This is a genomic window from Streptomyces sp. NPDC088254, assembly GCF_044740925.1.
In the GTDB taxonomy this organism is placed as follows: Bacteria; Actinomycetota; Actinomycetes; order Streptomycetales; family Streptomycetaceae; genus Streptomyces.
The window spans coordinates 313847-335634 of the sequence record NZ_JBIURQ010000002.1; the positions used below are offsets into that span (position 1 = coordinate 313847).

General features: G+C 73.7%; 20 protein-coding genes. 11 read left to right on the forward strand and 9 right to left on the reverse strand.

Going from position 1 to position 21788, the window contains the following annotated elements:
- Nucleotides 1-65: 65 nt before the first annotated feature.
- From ACIOC0_RS08315 to ACIOC0_RS08330, 4 genes are all read left to right on the forward strand, one after another.
- Nucleotides 66-1247 carry a sensor histidine kinase gene (locus tag ACIOC0_RS08315; RefSeq protein WP_402153716.1) on the forward strand — a complete coding sequence of 394 codons (1182 nt, stop codon included), beginning with the start codon at nt 66-68 and terminating at the stop codon, nt 1245-1247.
- Nucleotides 1244-1954, forward strand: coding sequence for a response regulator (locus ACIOC0_RS08320; protein WP_402153718.1), 711 nt, complete (start codon nt 1244-1246; stop codon nt 1952-1954). Before ACIOC0_RS08315 ends, ACIOC0_RS08320 begins: the two co-directional genes overlap by 4 nt.
- 95 nt (nt 1955-2049) lie before the next feature.
- Complete coding sequence (locus ACIOC0_RS08325) at nt 2050-3285, forward strand: serine hydrolase domain-containing protein (RefSeq protein WP_402153720.1); 1236 nt, start codon at nt 2050-2052, stop codon at nt 3283-3285.
- Between the two features lie 87 nt (nt 3286-3372).
- The gene (locus ACIOC0_RS08330) at nt 3373-3693 is read left to right on the forward strand and encodes a GYD domain-containing protein (protein WP_402153722.1); all 321 of its coding nucleotides are present in this window, start codon (nt 3373-3375) and stop codon (nt 3691-3693) included.
- A 202-nt stretch (nt 3694-3895) separates the two neighbouring features.
- Here ACIOC0_RS08330 and ACIOC0_RS08335 read toward each other — a convergent pair whose 3' ends face one another.
- On the reverse strand, nt 3896-4783 hold the full coding sequence (locus ACIOC0_RS08335) for a polysaccharide deacetylase family protein (RefSeq protein WP_402153724.1): 888 nt from the start codon (nt 4781-4783) through the stop codon (nt 3896-3898).
- A 147-nt stretch (nt 4784-4930) separates the two neighbouring features.
- Nucleotides 4931-6070, reverse strand: a complete 1140-nt coding sequence (locus tag ACIOC0_RS08340) for a glutathione-independent formaldehyde dehydrogenase (protein WP_402153726.1) — start codon at nt 6068-6070, stop codon at nt 4931-4933.
- A gap of 139 nt (nt 6071-6209) precedes the next feature.
- On the opposite strand from ACIOC0_RS08340, the gene ACIOC0_RS08345 reads away from it, so the two are divergent.
- Both ACIOC0_RS08345 and ACIOC0_RS08350 read left to right on the forward strand, forming a co-directional pair.
- On the forward strand, nt 6210-6398 hold the full coding sequence (locus tag ACIOC0_RS08345; RefSeq protein WP_402153727.1) for a hypothetical protein: 189 nt from the start codon (nt 6210-6212) through the stop codon (nt 6396-6398).
- A 132-nt stretch (nt 6399-6530) separates the two neighbouring features.
- Nucleotides 6531-7088 carry a tellurite resistance TerB family protein gene (locus tag ACIOC0_RS08350; RefSeq protein WP_402153729.1) on the forward strand — a complete coding sequence of 186 codons (558 nt, stop codon included), beginning with the start codon at nt 6531-6533 and terminating at the stop codon, nt 7086-7088.
- 19 nt (nt 7089-7107) lie between these two features.
- Here the strand turns inward: ACIOC0_RS08350 and ACIOC0_RS08355 are convergent, their stop codons facing one another.
- On the reverse strand, nt 7108-7692 hold the full coding sequence (locus ACIOC0_RS08355; protein WP_402153731.1) for a TIGR03086 family metal-binding protein: 585 nt from the start codon (nt 7690-7692) through the stop codon (nt 7108-7110).
- Nucleotides 7693-7858: 166 nt separating this feature from the next.
- On the opposite strand from ACIOC0_RS08355, the gene ACIOC0_RS08360 reads away from it, so the two are divergent.
- Together ACIOC0_RS08360 and ACIOC0_RS08365 are read left to right on the forward strand one after the other, a co-directional pair.
- Nucleotides 7859-9139 carry a hypothetical protein gene (locus ACIOC0_RS08360; RefSeq protein WP_402153733.1) on the forward strand — a complete coding sequence of 427 codons (1281 nt, stop codon included), beginning with the start codon at nt 7859-7861 and terminating at the stop codon, nt 9137-9139.
- 45 nt (nt 9140-9184) lie between these two features.
- Nucleotides 9185-9547, forward strand: a complete 363-nt coding sequence (locus ACIOC0_RS08365) for an antibiotic biosynthesis monooxygenase family protein (RefSeq protein WP_402153735.1) — start codon at nt 9185-9187, stop codon at nt 9545-9547.
- A 21-nt stretch (nt 9548-9568) separates the two neighbouring features.
- On the opposite strand, the gene ACIOC0_RS08370 is transcribed toward ACIOC0_RS08365, so the two are convergent.
- From ACIOC0_RS08370 to ACIOC0_RS08385, 4 genes are all read right to left on the reverse strand, one after another.
- A complete protein-coding gene (locus tag ACIOC0_RS08370; RefSeq protein ID WP_402153737.1) occupies nt 9569-9940 on the reverse strand; it encodes a DUF952 domain-containing protein in 372 nt (123 codons plus the stop codon).
- A 69-nt stretch (nt 9941-10009) separates the two neighbouring features.
- A complete protein-coding gene (locus ACIOC0_RS08375; protein WP_402153739.1) occupies nt 10010-11485 on the reverse strand; it encodes an FAD-binding protein in 1476 nt (491 codons plus the stop codon).
- Between the two features lie 128 nt (nt 11486-11613).
- On the reverse strand, nt 11614-14709 hold the full coding sequence (locus ACIOC0_RS08380; protein WP_402153741.1) for an AAA family ATPase: 3096 nt from the start codon (nt 14707-14709) through the stop codon (nt 11614-11616).
- A complete protein-coding gene (locus tag ACIOC0_RS08385) occupies nt 14706-14843 on the reverse strand; it encodes a hypothetical protein (protein WP_402153743.1) in 138 nt (45 codons plus the stop codon). The genes ACIOC0_RS08380 and ACIOC0_RS08385 overlap by 4 nt, the downstream gene beginning before the upstream one ends.
- Before the next feature lie 282 nt (nt 14844-15125).
- Between ACIOC0_RS08385 and ACIOC0_RS08390 the strand changes: the two genes are divergently transcribed.
- The 3 genes from ACIOC0_RS08390 to ACIOC0_RS08400 all read left to right on the forward strand — a co-directional run bounded on the left by ACIOC0_RS08390 (nt 15126) and on the right by ACIOC0_RS08400 (nt 18718).
- Nucleotides 15126-15797 (forward strand): LuxR C-terminal-related transcriptional regulator, encoded by a 672-nt coding sequence (locus ACIOC0_RS08390; protein WP_402154357.1) that lies wholly within the window; start codon nt 15126-15128, stop codon nt 15795-15797.
- A gap of 156 nt (nt 15798-15953) precedes the next feature.
- Nucleotides 15954-16616, forward strand: a complete 663-nt coding sequence (locus ACIOC0_RS08395) for a DUF4255 domain-containing protein (RefSeq protein WP_130438923.1) — start codon at nt 15954-15956, stop codon at nt 16614-16616.
- On the forward strand, nt 16613-18718 hold the full coding sequence (locus ACIOC0_RS08400; RefSeq protein WP_402153745.1) for an ATP-binding protein: 2106 nt from the start codon (nt 16613-16615) through the stop codon (nt 18716-18718). The genes ACIOC0_RS08395 and ACIOC0_RS08400 overlap by 4 nt, the downstream gene beginning before the upstream one ends.
- An 18-nt stretch (nt 18719-18736) precedes the next feature.
- Here the strand turns inward: ACIOC0_RS08400 and ACIOC0_RS08405 are convergent, their stop codons facing one another.
- Both ACIOC0_RS08405 and ACIOC0_RS08410 read right to left on the reverse strand, forming a co-directional pair.
- Nucleotides 18737-20161 (reverse strand): ricin-type beta-trefoil lectin domain protein, encoded by a 1425-nt coding sequence (locus tag ACIOC0_RS08405; protein ID WP_402153747.1) that lies wholly within the window; start codon nt 20159-20161, stop codon nt 18737-18739.
- Nucleotides 20162-20283: 122 nt separating this feature from the next.
- The gene (locus ACIOC0_RS08410) at nt 20284-21723 is read right to left on the reverse strand and encodes a hydrolase (protein ID WP_402153749.1); all 1440 of its coding nucleotides are present in this window, start codon (nt 21721-21723) and stop codon (nt 20284-20286) included.
- Nucleotides 21724-21788 lie beyond the last annotated feature (65 nt).

The following is a 21788-nucleotide window of genomic DNA, read 5'->3' on the forward strand; positions in this document are numbered from 1 at the left end:
GCCGTTACCGTGTGGCTTCGTGCTTCCGGCTCGGGCCGGAACGGGACGCGGGCCGGGGAGGGCGGATGATCGCGCGGGGGTGGTGGGAGCGGGGCCGGACGCTGGGGGCGGCCCATCCGCTGCTGGTGGACATCGGGATCACGCTGCTGGTGCAGGCGGCGATGACGATGCCGTTCGTGGTGCCGCGCCCGCCCGAGCTCGAACCGGCGACCTGGCCCGCGTACGGGCTGACCACCCTCACCGTCGTCCCCCTCATCTGGCGGCGGCGCGCCCCGGTCGGCGTGCTGCTGGCGATCCTGGCGACCAACGTCCTGTACCGGCTGACCCTGGACGGGCCCGGGCAGCCGCTGCCGTACACCGGGCTCGTGATCGTCTACACGATCGCCGCGCTGTCGCCGCCACGAAGGCGCCTGGTGACCGGGCTGCTGCTCATGGTCGCCGTGCCCGTGGGTGTGTGGCTCAACACCCGGTCGGCTCGTGAACTGACCTTCTCCGTCTTCGTGTTCGCGGCCGCCTATGTCTTCGGCCGGCTGACCGACACCCGCCGGCGGGCGCACCGGGTGGAGGCGGAGCAGGCCGCCGCACGCGAACGGGCGCGGATCGCGCGGGAGATGCACGACATTCTCTCCCACGCGGTCGCCCTGATGATCGTGCAGGCGGAGGCAGGGCCGGTCGCGGTGCGCACGGCGCCGGAGCGGGCGGAGGCCGCCTTCGACGCGATCTCCGAGACGGGCCGGGACGCCATGACCCAACTGCGCCGCATGCTGGGGGTGTTGCGGGAGGGCGGCACGCCCGACGACGCGGGAGACGCGCCGCGCGAGCCGCAGCCGGGCCTCGCGGACCTGCCCGGCCTCCTCGACCGGGTGCGGGCCGGCGGCCTGGACGTCCGCTACCGGACGTCCGGGCACGCCCGGCCGCTGCCGGGCACGACCGGGGCGACCGTCTTCCGGATCGTCCAGGAGGCGCTGACGAACACCGTCAAGCACGCGGACGCCGGCATCGCGTCCGTACATCTCGACTACGGGGAGAGCGACTTGTCCATCGAGGTGACGGACGACGGGCGGGGGCCGCAGTCCGCCTCCGGGCGCGGGGGCGGCGGCCACGGGCTGGTCGGCATCCGCGAGCGCGCGGCGGCGCACGGCGGCACGACGGTCACCGGACGGGGCCCGGACGGACGCGGCTTCACGGTACGGGTCCGCATCCCGGCGCCGGCCGCGGCGGGCGCGGCGGCGGAGGTGGTCCGGTGACGATCCGTGTGGTGGTCGCCGACGATCAGGAGCTGGTGCGCAGCGGCTTCGCGATGATCCTGGACGTCCAGCCCGACATCGAGGTGGTCGCGGAGGCGGGCGACGGGGCCGAGGCGGTCGAGGCGGTGCGGCGGCACCGGCCGGACGTGGCGCTGCTCGACATCCGGATGCCCCGCGTGGACGGCATCGAGGCCTGCCGCACGATCAGTGCGGCAGGCGACTGCCGGACGGTGATGCTGACGACCTTCGACTCCGACGAGTACGTCTACGAGGCGCTGCACGCGGGCGCGAGCGGCTTCCTGCTGAAGGACGTCCGCCGCGACGACCTCGTCCACGCGGTACGGGTGGTCGCGCGGGGCGACTCCCTGCTCGCGCCGTCCGTCGCCCGGCGGCTGGTGGAGCAGTACACCCGGCCCGCCGCCCGGCCCCGGCGTCCCGATGCCCGCCTGGACGCGCTGACCGGCCGGGAGCGGGAGACGCTGCTGCTGCTCGCGCGGGGGCTGTCGAACGCGGAGATCGCCGCCGAGCTGGTCGTCAGCGACCACACGGTCAAGACGCACGTGGGCAACGTGCTCTCCAAGCTGGGACTGCGGGACCGGATCCAGGCCGTGATCTGCGCGTACGAGACGGGCCTGGTCGCGGCCGGCGATCCCCCGCCCGGGGGAGCGCACCGGCCCGGGGCATCCCCCGCGTCGGCGAGCGACTGAGCCTCCAGGACCGCCCGCGCGGGCGGTCCGCCGGACGCCGCCGGTCACAAGGATGGAGCCATCACCGACAACGGCTCACATCAACGGAGTTGACCATGCGGAGCACGCGCAAGAACCAGCGTCCGGCCGGGAACGCGAGCACGGCGAGGAAGAGGGGCGCACGCGGTGGCGCCCTCGCCCTGCTCGCCGCCACGCTCGTCCTGGGCGCGGCGACGGGCCCCGCCGTCGCGGCCGCCCCGTCGGCCCCGCCCTCCCACACCCTTCCGGCGCAGTCCGCGATCCCCGCGCTGGACAAGGCCCTCGCGGGCCTGCCGTCGGCGGACGCGACGGCCGCGCTGGTGCGCGTCGGGGGGACCGAGGGCGTCTGGCGGGGCAGTTCCGGCGTGCACGACCTGGAGAGCGGCCGCCCGGCCGACCCGGCGGCCCGCTTCCGCGCCGGCTCGGTGACCAAGGTGTTCACGGCGGCGGTCGCGCTGCAACTGGCCTCCGAAGGCCGGCTCGACCTGGACCGCAGCGCCCGCTCCTACCTGCCGGAGCTGATCCCCGCCTCGTACGAGGGCGTCACCGTACGGCAGTTGCTCAACCACACGCACGGCATCCCGGCCGCCGACTTCCCGGGGACGACGGTCGAGGAGTGGTACGCGGACCGCTTCCGGATCCACGCCCCCGAGGACATGGTCCGCTCGGCCACCGCGAAAGAGCGCGAGTTCGCGCCGGGCGAGCGGCAGCACTACCTCAACATCGGCTACACGATCGCCGGTCTGCTGATCGAGAAGGTCACGGGCGACACCTACGAGCACCAGGTCGCCGGCCGGATCCTGAAGCCGCTCGGGCTGCGCGACACGTACTTCCCGGGGAAGAACCCGCACATCGTCGGCCCGCACAACCACGGCTACCAGACGATGACGCTGGACGACGGGACGAAGGGACTGCGCGACGTGTCCGTGTGGGGGGCGACGGACGGCTGGGCCGCCGGCGACATCGTCTCGACCACGGCCGACCTGGAGCGGTTCACCCGCGCCCTGTTCTGCGGACGCGTCGTGCGCGGCCCGCTGCTGGAGGAGATGTTCACCCTGCCGAAGGTGACCGACGTCGAGAGCGGCGAACGGGCCGCGTACGCCGTCGGCCTGTCGATGAAGAAGCTGGGCGGCCGCGAGGTGTGGGGCAAGACGGGCGGCCGCTGGGGCTACAACGCGGCCATCGCATCCACCCGTGACGGCTCGCGCACCCTCGTCTACAGCGTCAACTCCACCGACGCCAAGGGCCGGGGCATGAACCCGGTGGCGCTGAACATCCTGGTGGCGGTGTACGGGAAGCCCTCCGAGGAGTGAATCCCGGGCAGCTAAGGCGTAAGGCGCCGCCTCGCGGTGGGAAGGGCATGGTGCACACCGGACCAGCGACGGCAGGAGCGTCCCACGATGCCGAGGTTTCTCATCCAGGCGACCTACACCTCCGAGGGCGCCCAGGGGCTGCTCGGCGAGGGCGGGAGCGGTCGCCGAGCAGCCGTGGAGCAGGTCGTCTCCGGCCTCGGCGGGAGCGTCGAGGCCATGTACTTCGCCTTCGGGGAGGCCGACGTGATCCTCCTCGTGGACTTCCCCGACCCGGTCTCGATGGCCGCCGTCAGCCTCGCCGTCAAGGCCGGCGGCGGCCTGCACACCCGGGCCACCCCGCTCCTCACGGTCGAGGAGATCGACGAGGCCGCCCGCCGTCAGGTCTCCTTCCGGCCGCCCGGCGTCTGAGAAACCCCGCAAGAGGGGCCTACCGGAACACCTCTGCACCCACAGCAGCAGCTGCGAAGCCCCTTCGTCCCCTGCCCGGCCGAGCAGGTTCCGCGGCAGGCGTTCGTCGTCCGGGCCGAGCCCGGTGACGAAGCTCGCCGGCACCGCGCCCCGGTCGCCCTCCGCGTCCAGCACCTTGCGCATCCGCGGACGTGGCCCGGGTCTACAGGTAGTCCTCCAGCCGGGCGACCGTGTACCCCTGCTCCTGGATGTGCCGCAGCAGGTTCGCCGTCATCTCCGTCATCGTCGTCCCCTTGAGGTCGGACGGTCCGCGGAAGTGGGCCAGGATGATGTCGCCGGGGTGCAGCTTCTTGTCCCCCCGCTGGTACTGCATGTTCTTGATCTGCATCGACTCCCGCCACAGGACGATCGCCTCGACGCCGCACGACCCCGCCGCGGCCCGGGTGTCCTCGTTCCAGTTGCCGTACGGCGGGCGGAACAGCCGCGGCCGGGTGCCGTACCGCTCCTTCAGCTTGTCCTGCTGTCCGCAGATCTCCCGTTTCTGCGCCGCCGCGCCCAGCGTGCGCAGATTCGGGTGGGTCAGCGTGTGGTTCTGGACTCCCCCGCCGAACTCCTGGAGCGGCTTGAAGTAGTCGTAGTCACCGCGGATGGCGGAGTCCGTGAGGAACATCGTGAAGGGGATCTTCAGTTCCCGCATCATCGTCACGAACTCCGGGTCCTTCTCGGCCCCGTCGTCGATGGTGAGGAAGACGATCTTCTGGTCGGTGGGTATCTCGCTGACCACCGGCACGCCGGGCCCGGCCTGCGACGACGGGCTCGGCTTGGCCGCGGGCGGGGCGGGCGGAGCCGCGAGCGGCTTGAGGCCCCACTTGCGGTAGGCGGCCGCGACGGCGGCCCGCCCGCCGGAGCCGCCCCCGGCGCTGCCCGCGCTCCCCGAGGGCGCCCCGGAGGCGCGTGACCCGGTGGGGGACGGGGACTTCGAGCTCTTCGTGGAGGACTCGGTCGTGCAGCCCGTCGTCACGCCCGTCGCGAGGAGGAGGCAGGCCAGCGCCGCCCCCCTGATCCGCCTGTCCACCGCGCCCCACCCCATGTCGTCCGCACCACAACCCGTTCGCACTGGTTGACGACGAACGGGTGTCCAGAGTTCCGTTGTCCCCGGTGGGCGCGATCACACGACGAATCCCCAGGTCATCGACCTGGGGATTCGAGACGACTCACGCGTGCGGGCGCATGTGCCCTACGCGTGCGGGTGCAGGACGACCTTGGTGTAGCCCTCGATGCGCTTGTCGAACTTCTCGTACGCCGACGGCGCCTCTTCGAGAGGCAGCTCGTGCGACACGACGAAGCTCGGCCGCGCCCTGCCCTCGATGATCATGTCGCGGAGCTGACGGTTGTAGCGCTTGACGTTGCACTGCCCCGTGCCCATCCTCAGCCCCTTCTCGAAGAGGCGGCCGATGGCCACCATCAGCATGCCCTGCTTGGAGTGCTCGTCCGGGCCGCCCGGGTCACGCGGGACGTACAGCCCGGGCACGCCCAGGGCTCCCGTCGCCCGGACCGACTCGACCAGCGAGTTCAGCACCGTCGCCGGCTCCTCGCGATCCTCGCCTTGGGCCTGCGCCTGGTAGCCGACGGCGTCGATGCCCTTGTCGGTGCCCTCGCCCCCGGTGTGCTCCTTGATCTGCTCCACCGGGTTGCCCTTGCTGAAGTCGATCGGCACGGCGCCGATCTCCTCGGCCTTCTGCAACCGCTCGGTCACCCGGTCGACCACGAACACCTTGCTCGCGCCGCGCAGCATCGCCGAGTAGGCGGCCATCAGCCCGACCGGGCCGCCGCCGTAGACGGCGACGCTCTCGCCGGGACGGACGTCGGCCAGCTCGTTGCCGTGATAGCCGGTCGGGAAGATGTCGGCGAGCAGGATGAAATCGGACTCGTGGTCGGTGCCCTCGGGGAGCTTCAGGCAGTTGAAGTCGGCGTAGGGCACGCGGACGTACTCCGCCTGACCACCGGCGTAGGGGCCCATCGCCACATAGCCGTAGGCACCGCCCGCGAAGCCCGGGTTCACGGTCAGGCAGAAGCCGGTGTACCCCGCGCTGCAGTTCTTGCAGAAGCCGCAGGCCACGTTGAACGGCATCACGACCCGGTCGCCGCGGCTGAGCGTCGTGACGCCCTCGCCGGTCTCCTCGATGACGCCGAGATTCTCGTGGCCGAAGACGATGCCCGGCTCGGCGGCGGTGCGACCCTCGTACATGTGCAGGTCGGATCCGCAGATGGCGGATGACGTGACCCGTACCTTCACGTCGTTCGGATGCTGGATCCGGGGATCCTCCACTTGCTCGACCGCTACCTCGAACGGTCCCTTGTACACGACAGCCCTCATTGTCGAGCACCTCCACTCAGCTCGACTGCCCCTGTGTGCGATTCCTCATATTCCAGATTCGTCCATGCTGGGATGATTTGCATCCAGGGGGATCGTTCGTTCGGCTTTACCCGAACCCAGTGTGGAGAGGACCAGGAACGTGACCCGACGTCTCGGCGTGCTGCTCGTCCCGGTGTGCGGGCTGTCCGGCACCAATTACCCCGAGGGGACCAAGGTGTCCATCCGCGGCACCGGATCGTCCGTCGACGGCTTCGTGGACGGCGACTGGCTGCCGCTCGCCTGGTGGGAGTTCGCGGACACCCACCCCGACGAAGCGCCCCGGATCTGAGGCGGCCCGTCCCCGTCCGGGTGCCTGTGGGGCACAAGTGGAACTCCGCGCCGTGGCCGGCCGTTGACGGAATGACGCGTGCGAGGCGCGCGGACGACCGGAACGACATGGGCTGAAGCCGAGGTGGCACGCGTGGCGATGTGGGATCGGATCAAGGACCAGGCCAAGGGGTTGCAGCAGCAGGCGCAGGGCGCGCGGGGCGCCGGCGGGCACGGCCGGCCTGGCGCGGGCTCCCCGGGCGGGTCGGGCTCGCGCGCCCAGCTGGTCAGCGCGCTCAAGTCACAGCTCACCTCGCTCAAGACCGAGCTGAAGAGCGGTGCCTACCGGGACGCGAGCATGGCCATGTGCGCCCTGGTCGCGGCGGCCGACGGGCATGTCGACCCGGCCGAGCGGCAGCACGTGGAGTCGCTGATCCTGCACAACGACGTCCTGCAGAACTTCCCGTCCGAGCAGCTGCGCCAGCGGTTGAACAAGCACGTCGACCAGCTGGCCTTCGACTTCCCGCAGGGCAAGGCCGAGGCGCTCCAGGAGATCGCCAAGGCCGCCAAGAAGCCGACGGAGGCCAGAGCGGTCGTCCAGACCGGCTTCGTCGTCGCGGGCGCCGACGGGTACGTGGCACCGGCGGAGGAGCAGGTCCTGCGCGAGGCGTGCCAGGTGCTCGGGCTGTCCGCGCAGGAGTTCGGGCTCTAACGCGACGGGGCCGGGTCCGTCAGGCGGGCCGTTTCCACGACGGGTCGCGGCCCGACAGGCCCAGCGTGCGGGCGAACAGGGGCGCCGTGGCGGGCACGGGCACCTCGGGGCCGAAGGCGCCGTACCGGCGCGCGATCTCGGCCCGGCCCGCCACGTCCGCGTACACGGCGGCGGCGAGATCGTCGTCCACGGTCAGCTCCTGGCCGGTCGCCACGGCGAGATCCCAGGCGTGCAGCACCCACTCGCACAGGACGATGCCGCCGACGAACGGCGCCGGCATGCTCCCCGCGCCGGTGAGGGACGTCTCGCCCTCCCAGGCCACCGGGTCGCCCCAGGCGGCGGCCGTCTGCGCCGAGCGGACGGCGTAGAGCCGCGCCCAGTCCGCGTCGCCGGTGAAGTCGTGGTCGTCGGCCACCTCCTCCGGGGGCTGCTTGAGGGCGCAGGCGCGTCCTCGTACGCCGGTCCACAGGACGAGGTGGTTCACCACACCGCGGACGGTCAGCTCGGGGCACGGCGTGGGCCGGTCCAGGTCCTGCGGCGTGATGGCGCGCACGACGGCGACGGCCGTGTCCGAGGCCCGGGTCATGACGTCTGCGGGCTGCATGCGAGACCCTCCGCTTCCGCAATGCCGCGCCGGTTCCCCGCGCGGTTCATCCTGACGTTCTGTGAGGTCATCAGCGTAAAACGGCCCGGCGGAGGGCGTCTTGAAGAAAGGCGACCGCCGGAGCCCGCTTGTGCCGCTTGATCGAATGCGCCTACTTTTGCGCGTCATGACCACGACCCGCAGGGCAATCCTGAAGAGCATGGCCGCCGCACCGGTGATCGCGGCCGGCGCCGGCGTGCTGGCACCGGCCACCGCACACGCGGCGACCGTGGACGCCGGCCAGTTCCGTCTGACCAGCCGGTCCCGCAACAGCCACGGCGAGTTCGCCGACCTGACGGCCGGTCTGGCCGCCGTCCTGCCCAAGGTGGACGCGGCCACCGTCCTCGCCGACACCAACCGCAACGCCCAGCGCCTCACCTCCGCCCCGGGCACCGTCGAGGCGTTCCAGACCGGCTTCGCCTGGGAGAGCGGCGACAACGGGGTCGACTACTGGATCCCGCAGGGCATCACCACCAGCGCCGACGCCTACGGCAACGGCCTCTACCCGGCGAACGGCAACAACAAGGCCCTGATCGTCTCCTGGTACTTCCAGACCAACACCGACACCGACCCCGAGCCGGAGTACCCGCTCGACAAGGGCATCCGGCTGAGCTTCGTCGACTACAGCAACGCCGCCGCCCCCACCTACCGGCACGTCCTGCTGGTCGAACCGGTCAGGACCAGCTCCGGCGCCTACTCCTTCAATCCCGTGCAGCGGCACGCCGGCGGCATCCTCTGGTACGGGGACCTGCTGTACGTCGTCGACACGTACAAGGGGCTGCGGGTGTTCGACCTGCGGAACTTCCTCAGGGTCGACACCGCCGAGGCCGACGTGTGCGGACTGCACACCGACGGCAAGTACTACGGCTACGGCTACCAGTACGTCCTGCCGCAGAGCCACGCCTACGACAACGCGGGCACCTACCTGCGCTACTCGGCGATCGGCCTCGACCGGGCGAGCAGCCCCGACAGCTTCGTGATCAGCGAGTACTCGGAGGCCGGCATCGTCGACTACGACGAGAAGGGCTACATCGGCACCGGCAAGGGCAGCGTCACCGCGCCCAAGGTGGTCCGCTGGAACCTCGACTACACCACCCGGCAGCCGTCGTCCCTGACCGCGTCCGAGGCCGTCAGCATCAGCCAGAAGTCGATCCAGGGCGTCGTCTCCCGCAACAGCAAGCACTACCTCTCGGTGAGCGACGGCCGCACCCGCAAGGGCGCCCTGCGCACCTTCAACTCCGGCGCGAACACCGCCACCACCGTCTGCGACCTGGCCATCGGCTGCGAGGACCTGAGCTTCCACAGCAGCTCGGCGTCCGGCTGGGCGTTCCCTGAGTCCGTGATCTGGAACCTCAGCGAGTACGACGGCACGCGGTACGTGTACGCGGTGCGGGCGGACGGCTCCTAGCCCGCCGGGCCGCTCCCGGCCGCCCTCGGGGGTGACAATGGGCCCATGAGCATCGTCAAGATCAACGTACTCACGGTCCCGGAGGAGCAGCGCGAGACGCTGGAGAAGCGGTTCGCGGCCCGCGCCGGCGCGGTGGAGGGCTCGGACGGCTTCGAGTGGTTCGAGCTGCTCCGCCCTGTCGAGGGCACCGACACCTACCTCGTGTACACGCGCTGGCGCAGCGAGGAGGACTTCCAGGCGTGGATGTCGGGCCGCGGCCAAGCGGCCCACGCCGGCGCGTCCGGCGCCGGGGCAGGATCGGCTCAGGGGCACGCCGCCGAGGGCGGTGAGCGGCCGAAGCCCGCGGCGACGGGTGCGACGCTGTGGTCCTTCGAGGTGGTCCAGCAGGCCGGCCCCAAGCAGGACTGACACCGGCCGAGGAGGGGCCGGTCAGCCGGTCGCGGCCAGAGCGGTCGCCCGCCCCTCCTCGTCCCGCACCACCTCCAGGACGCTGACGACGGCCTCCCGGTCGAGCGGGCCGAAGACGTGCGGGAACCGGACGTCCTCGGCCACCCCGGGCGGCGGGGCGGGCGCCGCCGCCTCCCACTCGCACCGCGCGCCGAGCCGCTCCTCGTCCAGCAGCAGCGCCAGCAGCGGCCTGCCCGGGGTCCGGTAGAACGCGTTCACGACGGCGAGCGTGGTCCGCTCGTCCGGCGAGCAGTGCACGAAACCGTCCGCCGCGAGGGAGGCGGGGGCGTACGGCCGGCCGGGGTTGGCGTCCCAGTCGTCCTTCTCGTCCTTCGGCATGACGTGGTAGATCATCGTCCGATTGTCCGGGAGCGGTCAGGGCGGTGGGACCGCGGCCCGACCGCTCGGCCGGGGCCGGGGACGTCAGAAGACGTGCTGGCCGGGGACGAGGATGCCCCGGGGGTCGTACGTGCGCTTGGCCGCCTTCAGCGCGGGCCAGGCGGGGCCGAAGTGGGCGCGCCAGTCCGCGGGGGTGAACGGGATGCTGCCGACGGGGTACTGCGTGCCCCCGGCGGCGGCGACGGACTCGTAGGCGGCGCGGTTGCCGGCCAGGGCGCCGTCGACGGCGGCGGTGTCGCCCGGCGGGACGGCCCGCAGGATGTCGAAGAGGTACGACGTCGGCTCGTCGGCGGCGCGCAGCAGGGGGGTGGTGAGGCGGTCGCGGAGCAGGGGGTAGAAGAGGACGACGCCGCCGGGGCCGAGGGTTTCCGGGGTGAGGTCGTCCAGGAGCGGCGCGGCGAGGGCGGCCGCGCGGGTGCCGGGGACCATGAGGTTGAGCCAGGGGTGGGCGAAGTTCCAGACGCCGGCGGCCTTCAGCGCGGCGGCCCAGGGGGCGAGCCGGTTGAGGAAGTCGAAGTAGGGCTTGTCCTCGTAGCTGAGCCGGGCGGCGTCGTGGCGCAGGCCGCGCAGGAGGGCGGCGTCGTCCGGGGCGGGGCCGACGGGCGCACCATAGGCGACCGCCTCCAGGGTGTAGACGCGGAACGCGCCGTCGGCGTCCGCGGAGACCTGGCCGTCGACGTAGTCGAAGCGGGCCTCCTCGATGAGGAGACGCTGGTCGTCGAGGAAGGTCTCCAGGTCGGTGTACGGCAGGTGGTAGTGGCGCACGGTCTCGGGCGCGGGGACGAGGCGCAGGGTGGCCTCGACGATGACCGCGCACTGGCCGAGGCCGGCGAGGACGGCGTGGAAGAGGTCGGCGCGGCGGGTGGGCGAGCAGCGGACGAGTTCGCCGGCGCCGGTGACGACGCGGAGCTCGGTGACGTTGTCGACCTGCGCGCCGTGGCGGTGGGCCTGGCCGCCGAGGCCGCCGACGGAGAGGGTGCCGCCGACGGACAGTTCGAGGTAGTCGGTGAAGACCGGCGGGGTGAGGCCGTGGGCCAGGGTGGCCCGGGCGACCTCGCTCCAGCGTGCGCCCGCGCCGACGGTGACGGTGGTGCTGTCGGGGCCGAGGGGGCCGATGCTCGCGAGGGGCGTGGTCTCGATGACCAGGCCGCCTTCCGCCTGGGCCTGGCCGAACGGCGCGTGTCCCTGGCCGCGGGGGGCGACGGGGAGGCAGTGGGTGTTGCAGAAGCGGACCATGCTGACGACGTCGCGCACGGAACCGGGGCGCAGGACGGCGCGGGGGCCTCGGTGCACGATGTGGCCGAAGTCGTCGGCGGCGGCGGTGAGGGATGCGGCGTCGGTGAGGAGCGTGCCGTCCAGCGCGGGTATGCCGGTCAACGCGACGGACGTCGTGCCGTCGGTGGCCCAGCTGCGGGAGACGGTGTCGAAGCCGACCACCGCGGCTGTGCCGGCGACCGTGAGTCCACGCAGGACGTTGCGTCTGGACGGTGTGCGGGGCATGCGCGATACCACCTTTCGAGCGGTGCGGGAGGAATGATCAAATCTGCGCCAGCGTAAGGCAGTTGGGCCCCTCGCATGCGGTGCAGTCCGGCCATCCGCGGCACTGTTTCGCGCCACGCCCCGTGGACTCAGCCGCTCGGGTCCTCCTCCGTCAGCGCGGTGGGGAGTTCGGTGCGGCGGCGGATGGCGAGCTTTCGGTAGGTGCTGGTCAGGTGGGTCTCCACGGTGCGGCGGGCGATGTGGAGGAGGTCGGCTATCTCCGTGTTGGTGCGGCCGTCCGCGGCCAGTTCGGCGATACGGCGTTCGCTGTCGGTGAGGGCGCCGGAGCCGGTGCGGGCGGCGGCGGTGCGGCGGGCGCCTCCGGCGCGGAGGGCTTCCTCGGCACGGGTGCGAAGGCGTACGGCGCCCAGGCGTTCGGCGTGTTCGGCGGCCTCGCGCAGGACGTCCCGCCCCCGGGAGCGGTCCCCGGCGGCGGTGAGCAGCCGGCCCTGGGTGAGGAGGGCGGCGGTCAGTTCGGCACCGGCCGGGGTGTCGCGCAGGACGCCGACCGCGTCGTCGGCCAGTTCCGCACCGCGCCGTCCGCCGGTCACCCCTGCCAGGACCCGCAGGGCGCGGCCGGTCGTGCGGGGCGTGTCCCACACGTGGGCCAGCCGCAGTTCCTCCTGCGCGAGGGCGAGGGCCTCCCGCCGGTCGCCCAGGGCCAGCCGGCACACGGCGGCCGCCGAGCGCCACGGGGTGACGACCGGGCTGAGCACCGTGCGGGCCGACTGGCGGCGGCCGCACTCCAGGAAGTCGTGCAGGGCGCCGGTGACGTCGCCCTCGGTGAGGCGCAGGACACCGCGGGCGTAGAGGAAGCGGTTCAGCTCCCAGGAGTCGGGCGCCTGGCGCAGGTCGAAGCCGTCGGCGAGCCGACGCGCCTGGCGGGTGCGGCCGGTCTCCACGAGGGCGAGGAGAGCGTGGGCGTCCGCGTTGGCGGGGGCGTGCCGTGCGTTCTCCCCGGCCGGCGGGCCGGGGTGCGGGGGCAGGAGACGGCCGTACTCGCCCCTGGCCGCCGCGATGTCCAGGGTGACGTCGTGCAGGGCCCGGTGCATCGGATGGAGCAGGGACGCACGCTGCCCCGCCAGGCCTCGTTCGACCAGCCGCTCCGCCTCGTCGAGTTCGTCGGCCCACTGGGCGACCGCGCCGGCGGTGCCCAGCAGGAAGGGTTCGGCGAGGGGGTCGGCGGGTTCGGTGAGCAGGGCGCGCAGCCGGTTCATCGCCGCCCGTGCGGAGATCGCGCCCGCGGTGGCCGCGTAGCGGACCAGCAGGGCCTGGCCGGTGGCGCCGGCCAGCTCCGGGGAGCGTTCCGCGATGTCCGTCAGCCGGCGGTATTCCTCCCGGCGGACCGTCTGGTCCTGGTCCGACAGCAACGCGGAGGCGGTCCGCGCGGTGCCGGCCAGCTCGGGGTGGTCGGTCAGCCGCGTCTCCAGCCGGCGCATCACCTCCATCGCCGTGCGGACCTCGCCGTGGCCCGCGAGGGCGGTGCCGAGCGCCATCGCGGTACGGACCTGGTCGCGGGGCTCGGCGGTCAGGGTCAGTGCCTCGGCGAGGCGGGGGATGCCGGCGGGGGCGTCGGCCGAGGCGTACTCCAGCGAGCCGAGCTCGGTCAGCAGGCGCTGCCTGAGGTCGTCGGCGAGCGGTTCCCGCAGCGCCCGGCGGAGGTAGACGACGGCGTCGCCGGGGCGGGCCTCGCGCTCGGCGACGGTGACGGCGTCGCGCAGGACGCGCAGCGCCCAGGGCAGGCCGACCGGGCCGCTGTGCAGCAGTTGCCGGGCGACCTCCTCCACCCGGTCGCCACGCCGCAGCATCGCCTCGGCGACCGCCCGGTGGGCCTCCTGCCGGCGGGCGGTGGACCAGCCGGCGAGGACGGCGTCCCGCAGCAGCGGATGCGCGTAACGCGGCCGCCCGTCCCCCTCCCCGCCCGGCCGCAGCATCCCCAGCCGCACCATCGCCGTGAGCCACCCGGCCACCCGCGCGGGATCAGACCCGGTGGCATCAGCGAGCAACCCGACGAACGCCTCCGGCGGAGGGGCGAAGGCCACAACCCGGCCCGCACCGGACCGCCACCCCTCGGCCGGGTGGCCGCCCGCCGGGCCGGCGAGGCCGGGTTGGGCGCAGGCCGGGGCGTCGGCGCCCTGCGGGGCGTCCTGGGCTGCGGGGGTGGTGCCCGGGACGGGGCAGGCGCCGGCTCCCGACTGGGAGGGGGCGGGGGCGTCGGCGCCCTGCCGGGTGGGCGGGGCCGCGGAGGCGGCGCCCTGGCGGGCGCAGGCCGAGACCGGAGTATCGGATTCCGGTGCGCCGCCGGACGAAACTCCGTCGTCGCCTCCCGGGGGGGCGCAGGCGGCCGGGATGGTGGGGCGGGGCTGGAGCGGTGATTGCAGGGTTGCCAGGGTTCGGGCCAGGTTTGTTGTGTCCGGGTCCGTGTTGTCCAGCCACCAGTTCACCGCCGCCGGGTAGGCCCCCGGGTACAGGGCCGCGCAGGTGTCCGGCACCGGGGCCGGGGGCGGAGCGCCGTGCAGGTCCTCCAGGAGGGCGCGCAGGAGCAGCGGGCTGCCCGCCCCGGCGCGCACGCAGTCCGCCGTCCAGTCCGCCGGCGCCGTCGGGACGGCGGACACGACCAGTTCCGCCGACGCGGTGTCGGAGAGCGGCGCGAGCGTGTGGGTGCGGACGAGGGAGGGAGAGAGCGCGTGGGTCAGACCGCTGGGCTGCGGACCGATGTCGTACTGGCTGCGCTCGGTGGCCACCACCAGCACCGGTAATCGGTCGATGCGCCGGGCCGCCTCCACCAGCCAACGGCGTGACGCCGCGTCGGCGAGATGGACGTCGTCCACCGCCACCAGCAGCGGCGACCGCGCCGCGTACGAGCGCAGCACCCGCCACAGCCGTGCCGCGCTGCCCCGGTCGTCAGGACCGGGCGCCACGTCCGCGAACTCCGGCACGGGGCCGAGAAGATGGAGCACCGCCGAGAACGGCACCCCGGTGTCCTCGGGGGAGCAGCGGGCCCGCAGCACCCGCAGACCGCGCCCAGCCGCGTGCGCCGCGGCCGCCTCCAGCACGGCGGAGCGGCCGGTCCCGGTGGCTCCGCGCAGCAGGACCAGCCGGCCGCTGCCCGCCAGGGCGCGTTCCGTCTCGGCCACGAGCAGCGCGTGCGCCTCCTCGCGCTCAGGCAACGGTGGTGCGGTCATCCCTGCCTCCTGTGCTCGTGGTGACTCGTGTACTCGCGGACGGTGGTGGAGACGCGTACGGCGTGGTAGACGTCGGTGACGTGTGCGGGGTCGCGGCCGGGGGCGGCGCGGACGGCGGTTGTGGTGAGGCTCACGGCGGGACGCGGACCCGCGCCCGAGAGCCGCCGATGCATCGGCAGACGTTCTCTGACCTGCGGTGATACTCACGCGGGACGCTTCTCGTGGTGGCGTACCGGCGTTGCTCTCGTGGTCCGCCTCGTGGTGCTCCACGATTGCGCCGCCGCGCCCCGCGCAGAAATGTGGGGCACGATCTCCCGTCACCGGTCCCGCGCCGGTCGGCGGGTCCGTGAACAGGGGGGATTCGGTTGCTCAGCGCGCCCCGGACGCCAGACCACCCGACGGCGAGGACGCACGACCTGCCCACGCCGAGAACGCAGGACCGCACCGGGGACTCCGCCGCCGTACGGACCCCGCGCCGCACGCCCGTCGTCGTACAGGCCTGCGACCCCATCAGCCATGAGGGCGCCGTCAGCCAGCTCCGCGCCCGCCCGGAGATAGAGATCCGCGAGGAGAGCGGCGTCGACACGGTCGCCCTGCTGGTCGAGGACGCCCTCGACGAGGCCGCCCTCGCCCGGCTGCGCCGGATCGTGCGCAGCGAGGGCGGCCGGGCCGTGCTCGTCGTCGGCACGATCCGCGAGAACGAGCTGCTGGACGTCATCGAATGCGGCGTCGGCGCCATCGTCTGGCGGCGTGAGGCGACCGCGCACCGGCTGGTGGCGGCGGTCCAGGCCGCCGCACGCGGTGACGGCGACCTGCCGGCCGACCTGCTGGGCCGGCTGATCAGCCAGGTGGGCACCCTGCACCGGGGCGCGGCGAGCCGCGCGGGCACCCCCTCGCTGGGGCTCGCGCCACGGGAGGTGGACGTCCTGCGGCTGGTCGCCGAGGGCCTCGACACCGGGGAGATCGCCAGCAAGCTGTCCTACTCCGAACGAACCGTCAAGAACGTGATGCACGGACTCACGACGCGCCTGCATCTGCGCAATAGGGCGCACGCCGTGGCATATGCCCTTCGGGAAGGCTACATCTGACCGAACGGGCAATCGAAGGCGGACACGCGGGCAGCACACCTGCCCGTCCGCCGACCCCGCCGCGCGTGCGGCCCCCGCGGCGTTCGGGGGACGATCGACGACAGGGCGGGACGCCCGTGAACGACCGGCTACAGCAGGGCAGTTGAGGAGCACGACGTGATCCACGAGGTGGACGAGGTCCTCAAAGGGCTGCTCGGCGGCGGCGCGCTGACCGGCTCGGGCATCGAGGTCTCCTTCGAGGCGCCCACCCGCGACTGGGCCGCCCGCCGCAACGCCCCTGTCGTCAACGCCTACTTGTACGACATCCGGGAGGACGTGGCCCGGCGGCAGCGCGGGCAGATGCCGGTACGCGACGAGCGGGACTTCGTCGTACGCCGCCGCCAACCCCCGCGCTGGTTCCGGCTGTCGTACCTGGTGACGGCGTGGACGAAGACCCCGCAGGACGAACACCGCCTGCTGTCGGCGGTGTTGGCCACGCTCATCCCACGTGAACTGCTCCCCGCCGAGGAACTCCCGGGTGCTCTCGGCGCTTTGGGGCTCGCGGTGCCGTTGACCGTGGCCGGTCTGCACACCGAGTCGCGTTCCCTCGCCGAGATCTGGTCGGCGCTCGGCGGCGAGCTCAAGCCGTCCCTCGACCTGGTGGTCACCGCGCCGTTCCCGGCCTACCCCGAGTACGACGCCGGGCCGCCCGTCACCGAGGGCGCGGCGGTGCGCCTGCGCGGCATGGACGGCGAGCCGCCGGAGTCCGGTGAGCGCGTCCACCGTCCCCACCAGGTGGCGGCGGCCCGCGCCGCCCGCGAGACCCGGAACCCCCGATGACCGACCTGCGCGCCGAGGCCCCCGCCGACAGCCGTGTCAGCCCCCTCCTCGCCCGTCTCGCCCGGCTGCGCGAGCGCGTCGCCGCCCTCGTCGACCGCCGCGCCGCCACCGACCCGACGGCCGACGACCCCCTGCGCGGCCTCTACCTGTCGGAGGAGGCGGTACGGCACCTGCTGACCGCCCCGGCGACGACGGCGGCCCCGGACGCGCCCGACTCCCCGCTCGGCGCCCCCGGCCCCGACCCCCTCACCGCCCTCGCCGCCCGCCTCTCCCTCACCGACCTCGACACCGCGATCCTGCTCGTCGCCCTCGCCCCCGACCTGGACCGCCGCTTCGAGCCGCTCTACGGCTACCTCAACGACGACGTCAGCCGGCGCCGGGCCACCACCGGGCTGGCCCTCGACCTGTGCGCCGTGCCCGCGCATCTCGCCGCCGCCCGGGCCCGCCTCCACGCCGGCGCACCGCTGCGCGCGCTCGGCCTGCTGGACGTGGAGGAGCCGGAACGGCCCTTCCTCTCCCGCCCGTTGCGCGTCCCCGACCGGGTGCTCGGCCATCTGCTCGGCGACGACACCCCGGACGCCGCCCTGCACGGCCGTCTGCACCCCCTGCCGGAGCCGCTCCCCGCCGACGACGAGCATTTCACCGCCCGCCTCGCCGCCCTGCTGAGGAACGGCCCCCTCACCGCCTACCTGCGCGAGCACCGCGAAGGCGACGGGGTGGCCTCGTTCGCGGCCGCCCTGGAGGCGGCCGGTGTGCGCGCGCTGCGGTTCACCGGACCCGAGGACCGGGTGCCCGAACTGCTGCGCGAGGCCCGCCTCGGCGGCCTGGCCCTCGTCCTGTCCGGCCTGCCCGAACGCCCCGGCCCGCTGGTCACGGCACTCACCGCGGCCACCGACGTCACCGTCCTCCTGACGGACCCCCGCCCCTACGACCCGCACTGGTCCCCCCACGACCCGCTGACCCTGGACGCCCCCCGCCGCCGCACCGGCGGCACGGCGGCGTGGTCGGCGGCACTGGAGGCGGCGGCGACGCGGAAGACGGAGCCCGCCGACGACAAGGGTCCCGCCGGCGTCAACAGTCCCGCCGACGACAAGGGTCCCGCCGACGTCAACAGTCCCGCCGACGACAACGGCCACACCGGCGCTTTCGACCTGGCCGCCGCCGTCGCGCCGTACCGGCTCGGCGGGGAGCGGATCGTCCGGGCCGCACGCGCCGCACAGGGGCTCGCCGCGTTCGAGGGGGGCCCGCTCACCGCGGCGCACATCCGGCTCGCCGCACGTCAGCAGTCCGCGTCCGGGCTGGAGCGGCACGCGCGCCGGATCCGGCCCGCGGTCGGGTGGCAGGACCTCGTCCTGCCCGAGCGGCCGCTGATCCAGCTGCAGGAGCTCGCCCTGCGCGCCCGCCACCGCGACCGCGTCCTCGGCGACTGGCGGCTCAGCGCGGGCGGCGGACGGGGCCGGGGCGTGCTCGGGCTGTTCGCCGGCGAGTCCGGCACCGGCAAGACCCTGTCCGCGGAGGTCGTCGCCGCCGAACTCGGCCTCGACCTGTACGTGGTGCAGCTGTCGTCGGTCGTGGACAAGTACGTCGGCGAGACCGAGAAGAACCTGGAGCGCATCTTCACCGAGGCCGACCGCACCGACGCCGTGCTCCTCTTCGACGAGGCCGACGCGGTCTTCGGCAAGCGGTCGGAGGTCAAGGACGCGCACGACCGGTACGCCAACATGGAGAGCGCCTACCTGCTCCAGCGGCTGGAGTCCTTCGACGGGATCGCGCTGCTCACCACCAACCTGCGCGCCAACATCGACGAGGCGTTCACCCGCCGGCTGGACCTCGTCGTCGACTTCCCGTTCCCCGACGCCGGGCAGCGGCTCGCGCTGTGGCGGCACGGGCTGTCCCACGTGCCGTGCGCCGACGGCATCGACCCCGCCCCGCTCGCCGCGCAGTTCGAGCTGGCCGGCGGCTCCATCCGCAGCGCGGTCGTCACCGCCGCCTACCTCGCCGCCGGCCGGGGCGAACCGGTCGGCGACGGGGACCTGCTGGAGGGGGCCCGCCGCGAGTACCGCAAGGCGGGCCGCCTGGTGCCGGGCGAGGCCGGCTGGTAGCGCACCTCGCCGAGTGCCCTACTGCACGCGCCACTTCTGGTTCGGTGTGCCCGCGCACGTCCACAGCTGGAGCCGGGCCCCGTCGCCGGTGCCGTTGTCCTTGACGTCGACGCACTTGTCGGCCTGCGGGTTCACCAGGTCGCCCCGGGTGCTCAGCACGAACTGCTGCGCCGGGTTGCCGCTGCACCGGACGAGCTGGATCACGGCCCCGTCGTCCCGCGAGCCCCAGGCGACGTCCATGCACATGCCGAGCGTGCGGACGGTGCCGTCACCGTGGAACACCCACTTCTGGTTGGCGGTCCCGGCGCACTCCCACAGCTGGAGCGGGGTGCCGTCCTTGCCCTTGCCGTCCGCCGCGCCGGTGACGTCGACGCACCGCCCGGAGGCCTGCCCGATGATCAGCTGCCCGGGGACCGGCTTCGGGTTCGGCTTCGGCGTCGAGCCGGTGGCCGGCTTGCCCCCGCCGGACCCGGACGTCCCCGAACCCGACGCACCCGAGCCCGACCTCGGGGAGTCCGGCTGCGCGCCTGCCGCGCCGGTCGTGCCGGAGCCGGGGTCCAGGGTCTGCGCGGGCGCGGACGGCGCCTCAGGGACGGGCAGCGGCGCGGCGGAGGCGTCGGCCTTCGGCGCGGCCGGCGCGGAGGCGACCGGGCTGGGCAGCGCGGTGCTGCCGGCCTCGGCGAGCTTCTCGGTGGCGCGGCTGGTGACGGACGGCTTGTACGTCAGCCAGATCATGACGAACGCGATCGCCAGCGCCAGACCGACGCTGAACGCGGTCGCCAGCCACCGCGGCAGGAACCCGCGCTGCACGAACGTCCCGTCCAGGACGAGGGATTGCGCACCGGAACGCTGCACGGTGAGGGCGTACGGCCGCTGCTCCTTGGACCCGAACCAGATGATCTGCCGGGGCCGCAGCGTCGCGTCGACGAACGCGGCCCGCCCCGGCTCGATCTGCACGTTGCCCGGCCGGATCTCGTACGACAGGGAGTCGCCGTTGTCGGAGCCGGCGACGGAGGCGGTCAGCCGGGTGTTGCCGAGGTTGTCGACGGCGAGCCGGGGCCGCCCGCGGAAACGGCCCTTCACCGTGGGCGGGACCAGCTCGGCCCGCATCTCGGTGAACGGGGTGATCGTCAGGTTGCCCTCGGGGACGGTGACCGCGTCCGGGTGCTCCGTGGGCGTGATGCGCACCGCGTAGGGGCTGGGGCCCGCCGTCGCGTCCGGGGTGCGCGGCGGGGCGAAGGTCAGCTCGACCGTGCCTGTCGTGCCCGGGTAGAGCCGCAGCGTGGGCGGCTCCACCGTGGTCCAGGGCGCCACGCTGCCCACCGGCTCGAAGCGGTACTCGTCGACGACGTCACCGGTGTTGCGCACCCGCAGGCGGACGGTCGTGCTGCCGCCGGGGTCCACGGTCGCCGCCGCCGGTTCCAGGGAGGTCCACAGAGTCACCTGTCGACGCTATGGGGGAGGGCGGCGGCCCGTCAGGAAGCGGCGGGGCAGGACCGCTGCCCGAAGGGGACGACCTGCCCTGCCCCCGAAGTCCCCAGCGGGACAACGGACTTCAGGATTCCTCAGACCGTGAACTCGACAGCCTCCAGTTGGAGCCCCTCGTCCATGTTGCTGCCGCCGTACCGCCAGTCGCCGGGCTTGGTGCAGCCGAGGCCCATCCAGCCCTTGCCCTTGACGTTCGCGTTCTGGCACACGGAACCGTCGTTGACCTTGATGGTGAAGCCCTGGAGCGGCGAGACGGCCTCCTTGCTGCTGCCGATGTACATGTCCTTGCCGTCGGCCGCGCTCGACCACTTGTCGCCGGTCAGCCAGTCCTCGACGACGTGCGCGCCGTTGCCGCTGACGCCGCCGGTGCCGGCCACCGCGATGTTCAGCGCCTTGATGGGCAGGCCCTTGCCGGTCGTGCCGGCCTCGGAGCCGTCGCACACCGGCTTCTGCCAGCCCCGGTCGGCCACATAGGCGCGGTAGCAGATGTGGCGGCCCTCGCTGCGGGCGGCGAGCTGCTTGACGGCGGTGGCGGCGGTCTCCGGCTTGGGCTTCGGCTTCGGTTTCGGCGCCTCGCTCGCGCCCCCGCCGCCGCTCTCGCCGCCGCCACCGGAACCGCCCGTGCCGTCGGCGTCGGCGGTGGCCGGCCCCTCGGGCTTCGCCGCGGGCACCGGGACGGCCGCCGACGGGGGCGCGCTCGGCGCGGCGCTGAGGCTGGGGCTGGGCGGCGGGAGGGTGCTGACCCCGGCCTGCGCGAGCCGCTCCTCGGCGAGGCTGCGCACCTGCGGCTTGTAGGCGATCCAGATCATCACGAACGCGATCGCCAACGCGAGGGAGACGCTCAGCGCGGTCGCCAGCCAGCGCGGCAGGAAGCCGCGCTGCACGAACGTGCCGTCCACCGGGAGGGGTTCGGCGCCGGAACGCCGTACCGCCACCGAGTAGGGGTGCTCCTCCTTGGACCCGAACCAGATGATGTCGCGGGGCCGCAGCGTCGCGTCGACGAACGCCGCCCTGCCCGGCTCGATCTGCACGTTCGACGGCTTCAGCTCGTACGACAGCCGGTCACCGGTGTCGCCGCCGCTGAGCGAGGCGGTGACGCGGGTGTTGCCGAGGTTGTCGACGGCGATCCGGGGCCGGCCGCGGAAGCGGCCCTTGACCGTCGGCGGGACCAGCTCGGCCCGCACCTCCGTGAACGCCGTGACCGTGAGGTTCCCCTCCGGGACGGTGACCGCGTCCGGATGCTCGGTCGGCGTGATCCGCACCGCGTACGGGTTCGGGCCGGCCGTCGCGTCCGGGGTGCGCGGCGGGGCGAAGGTCAGCTCGACCGTGCCCGTCGTACCCGGGTAGAGGCGCAGCGTGGGCGGCTCCACCGTGGTCCAGGGCGCGGTGGGGCCGACGGGCTCGAAGCGGTACTCGTCGACGACGTCACCGGTGTTGCGCACCCGCAGCCGCACGGTCGCCCGGCTGCCGGGGTCGACGGTGACGGAGGCGGGTTCGAGAGAAGTCCACAGGGTCACCCCGGCGAGGCTACGTCCGGCCCGCCGGGGGCGTCATGAGGCCCAGGGGCAGGGGGGTGTGCCCG

Coding starts and splice junctions, on each gene's coding strand:
- ACIOC0_RS08335 (WP_402153724.1), bottom strand. CDS start 4,783: ATGGGGTGGGGCGCGGTGGACAGGCGGATCAGGGGGGCGGCGCTGGCC.
- ACIOC0_RS08355 (WP_402153731.1), bottom strand. CDS start 7,692: ATGCAGCCCGCAGACGTCATGACCCGGGCCTCGGACACGGCCGTCGCC.
- ACIOC0_RS08370 (WP_402153737.1), bottom strand. CDS start 9,940: ATGATCTACCACGTCATGCCGAAGGACGAGAAGGACGACTGGGACGCC.
- ACIOC0_RS08340 (WP_402153726.1), bottom strand. CDS start 6,070: ATGAGGGCTGTCGTGTACAAGGGACCGTTCGAGGTAGCGGTCGAGCAA.
- ACIOC0_RS08380 (WP_402153741.1), bottom strand. CDS start 14,709: ATGACCGCACCACCGTTGCCTGAGCGCGAGGAGGCGCACGCGCTGCTC.
- ACIOC0_RS08325 (WP_402153720.1), top strand. CDS start 2,050: ATGCGGAGCACGCGCAAGAACCAGCGTCCGGCCGGGAACGCGAGCACG.
- ACIOC0_RS08365 (WP_402153735.1), top strand. CDS start 9,185: ATGAGCATCGTCAAGATCAACGTACTCACGGTCCCGGAGGAGCAGCGC.
- ACIOC0_RS08330 (WP_402153722.1), top strand. CDS start 3,373: ATGCCGAGGTTTCTCATCCAGGCGACCTACACCTCCGAGGGCGCCCAG.
- ACIOC0_RS08360 (WP_402153733.1), top strand. CDS start 7,859: ATGACCACGACCCGCAGGGCAATCCTGAAGAGCATGGCCGCCGCACCG.
- ACIOC0_RS08315 (WP_402153716.1), top strand. CDS start 66: ATGATCGCGCGGGGGTGGTGGGAGCGGGGCCGGACGCTGGGGGCGGCC.
- ACIOC0_RS08375 (WP_402153739.1), bottom strand. CDS start 11,485: ATGCCCCGCACACCGTCCAGACGCAACGTCCTGCGTGGACTCACGGTC.
- ACIOC0_RS08400 (WP_402153745.1), top strand. CDS start 16,613: ATGACCGACCTGCGCGCCGAGGCCCCCGCCGACAGCCGTGTCAGCCCC.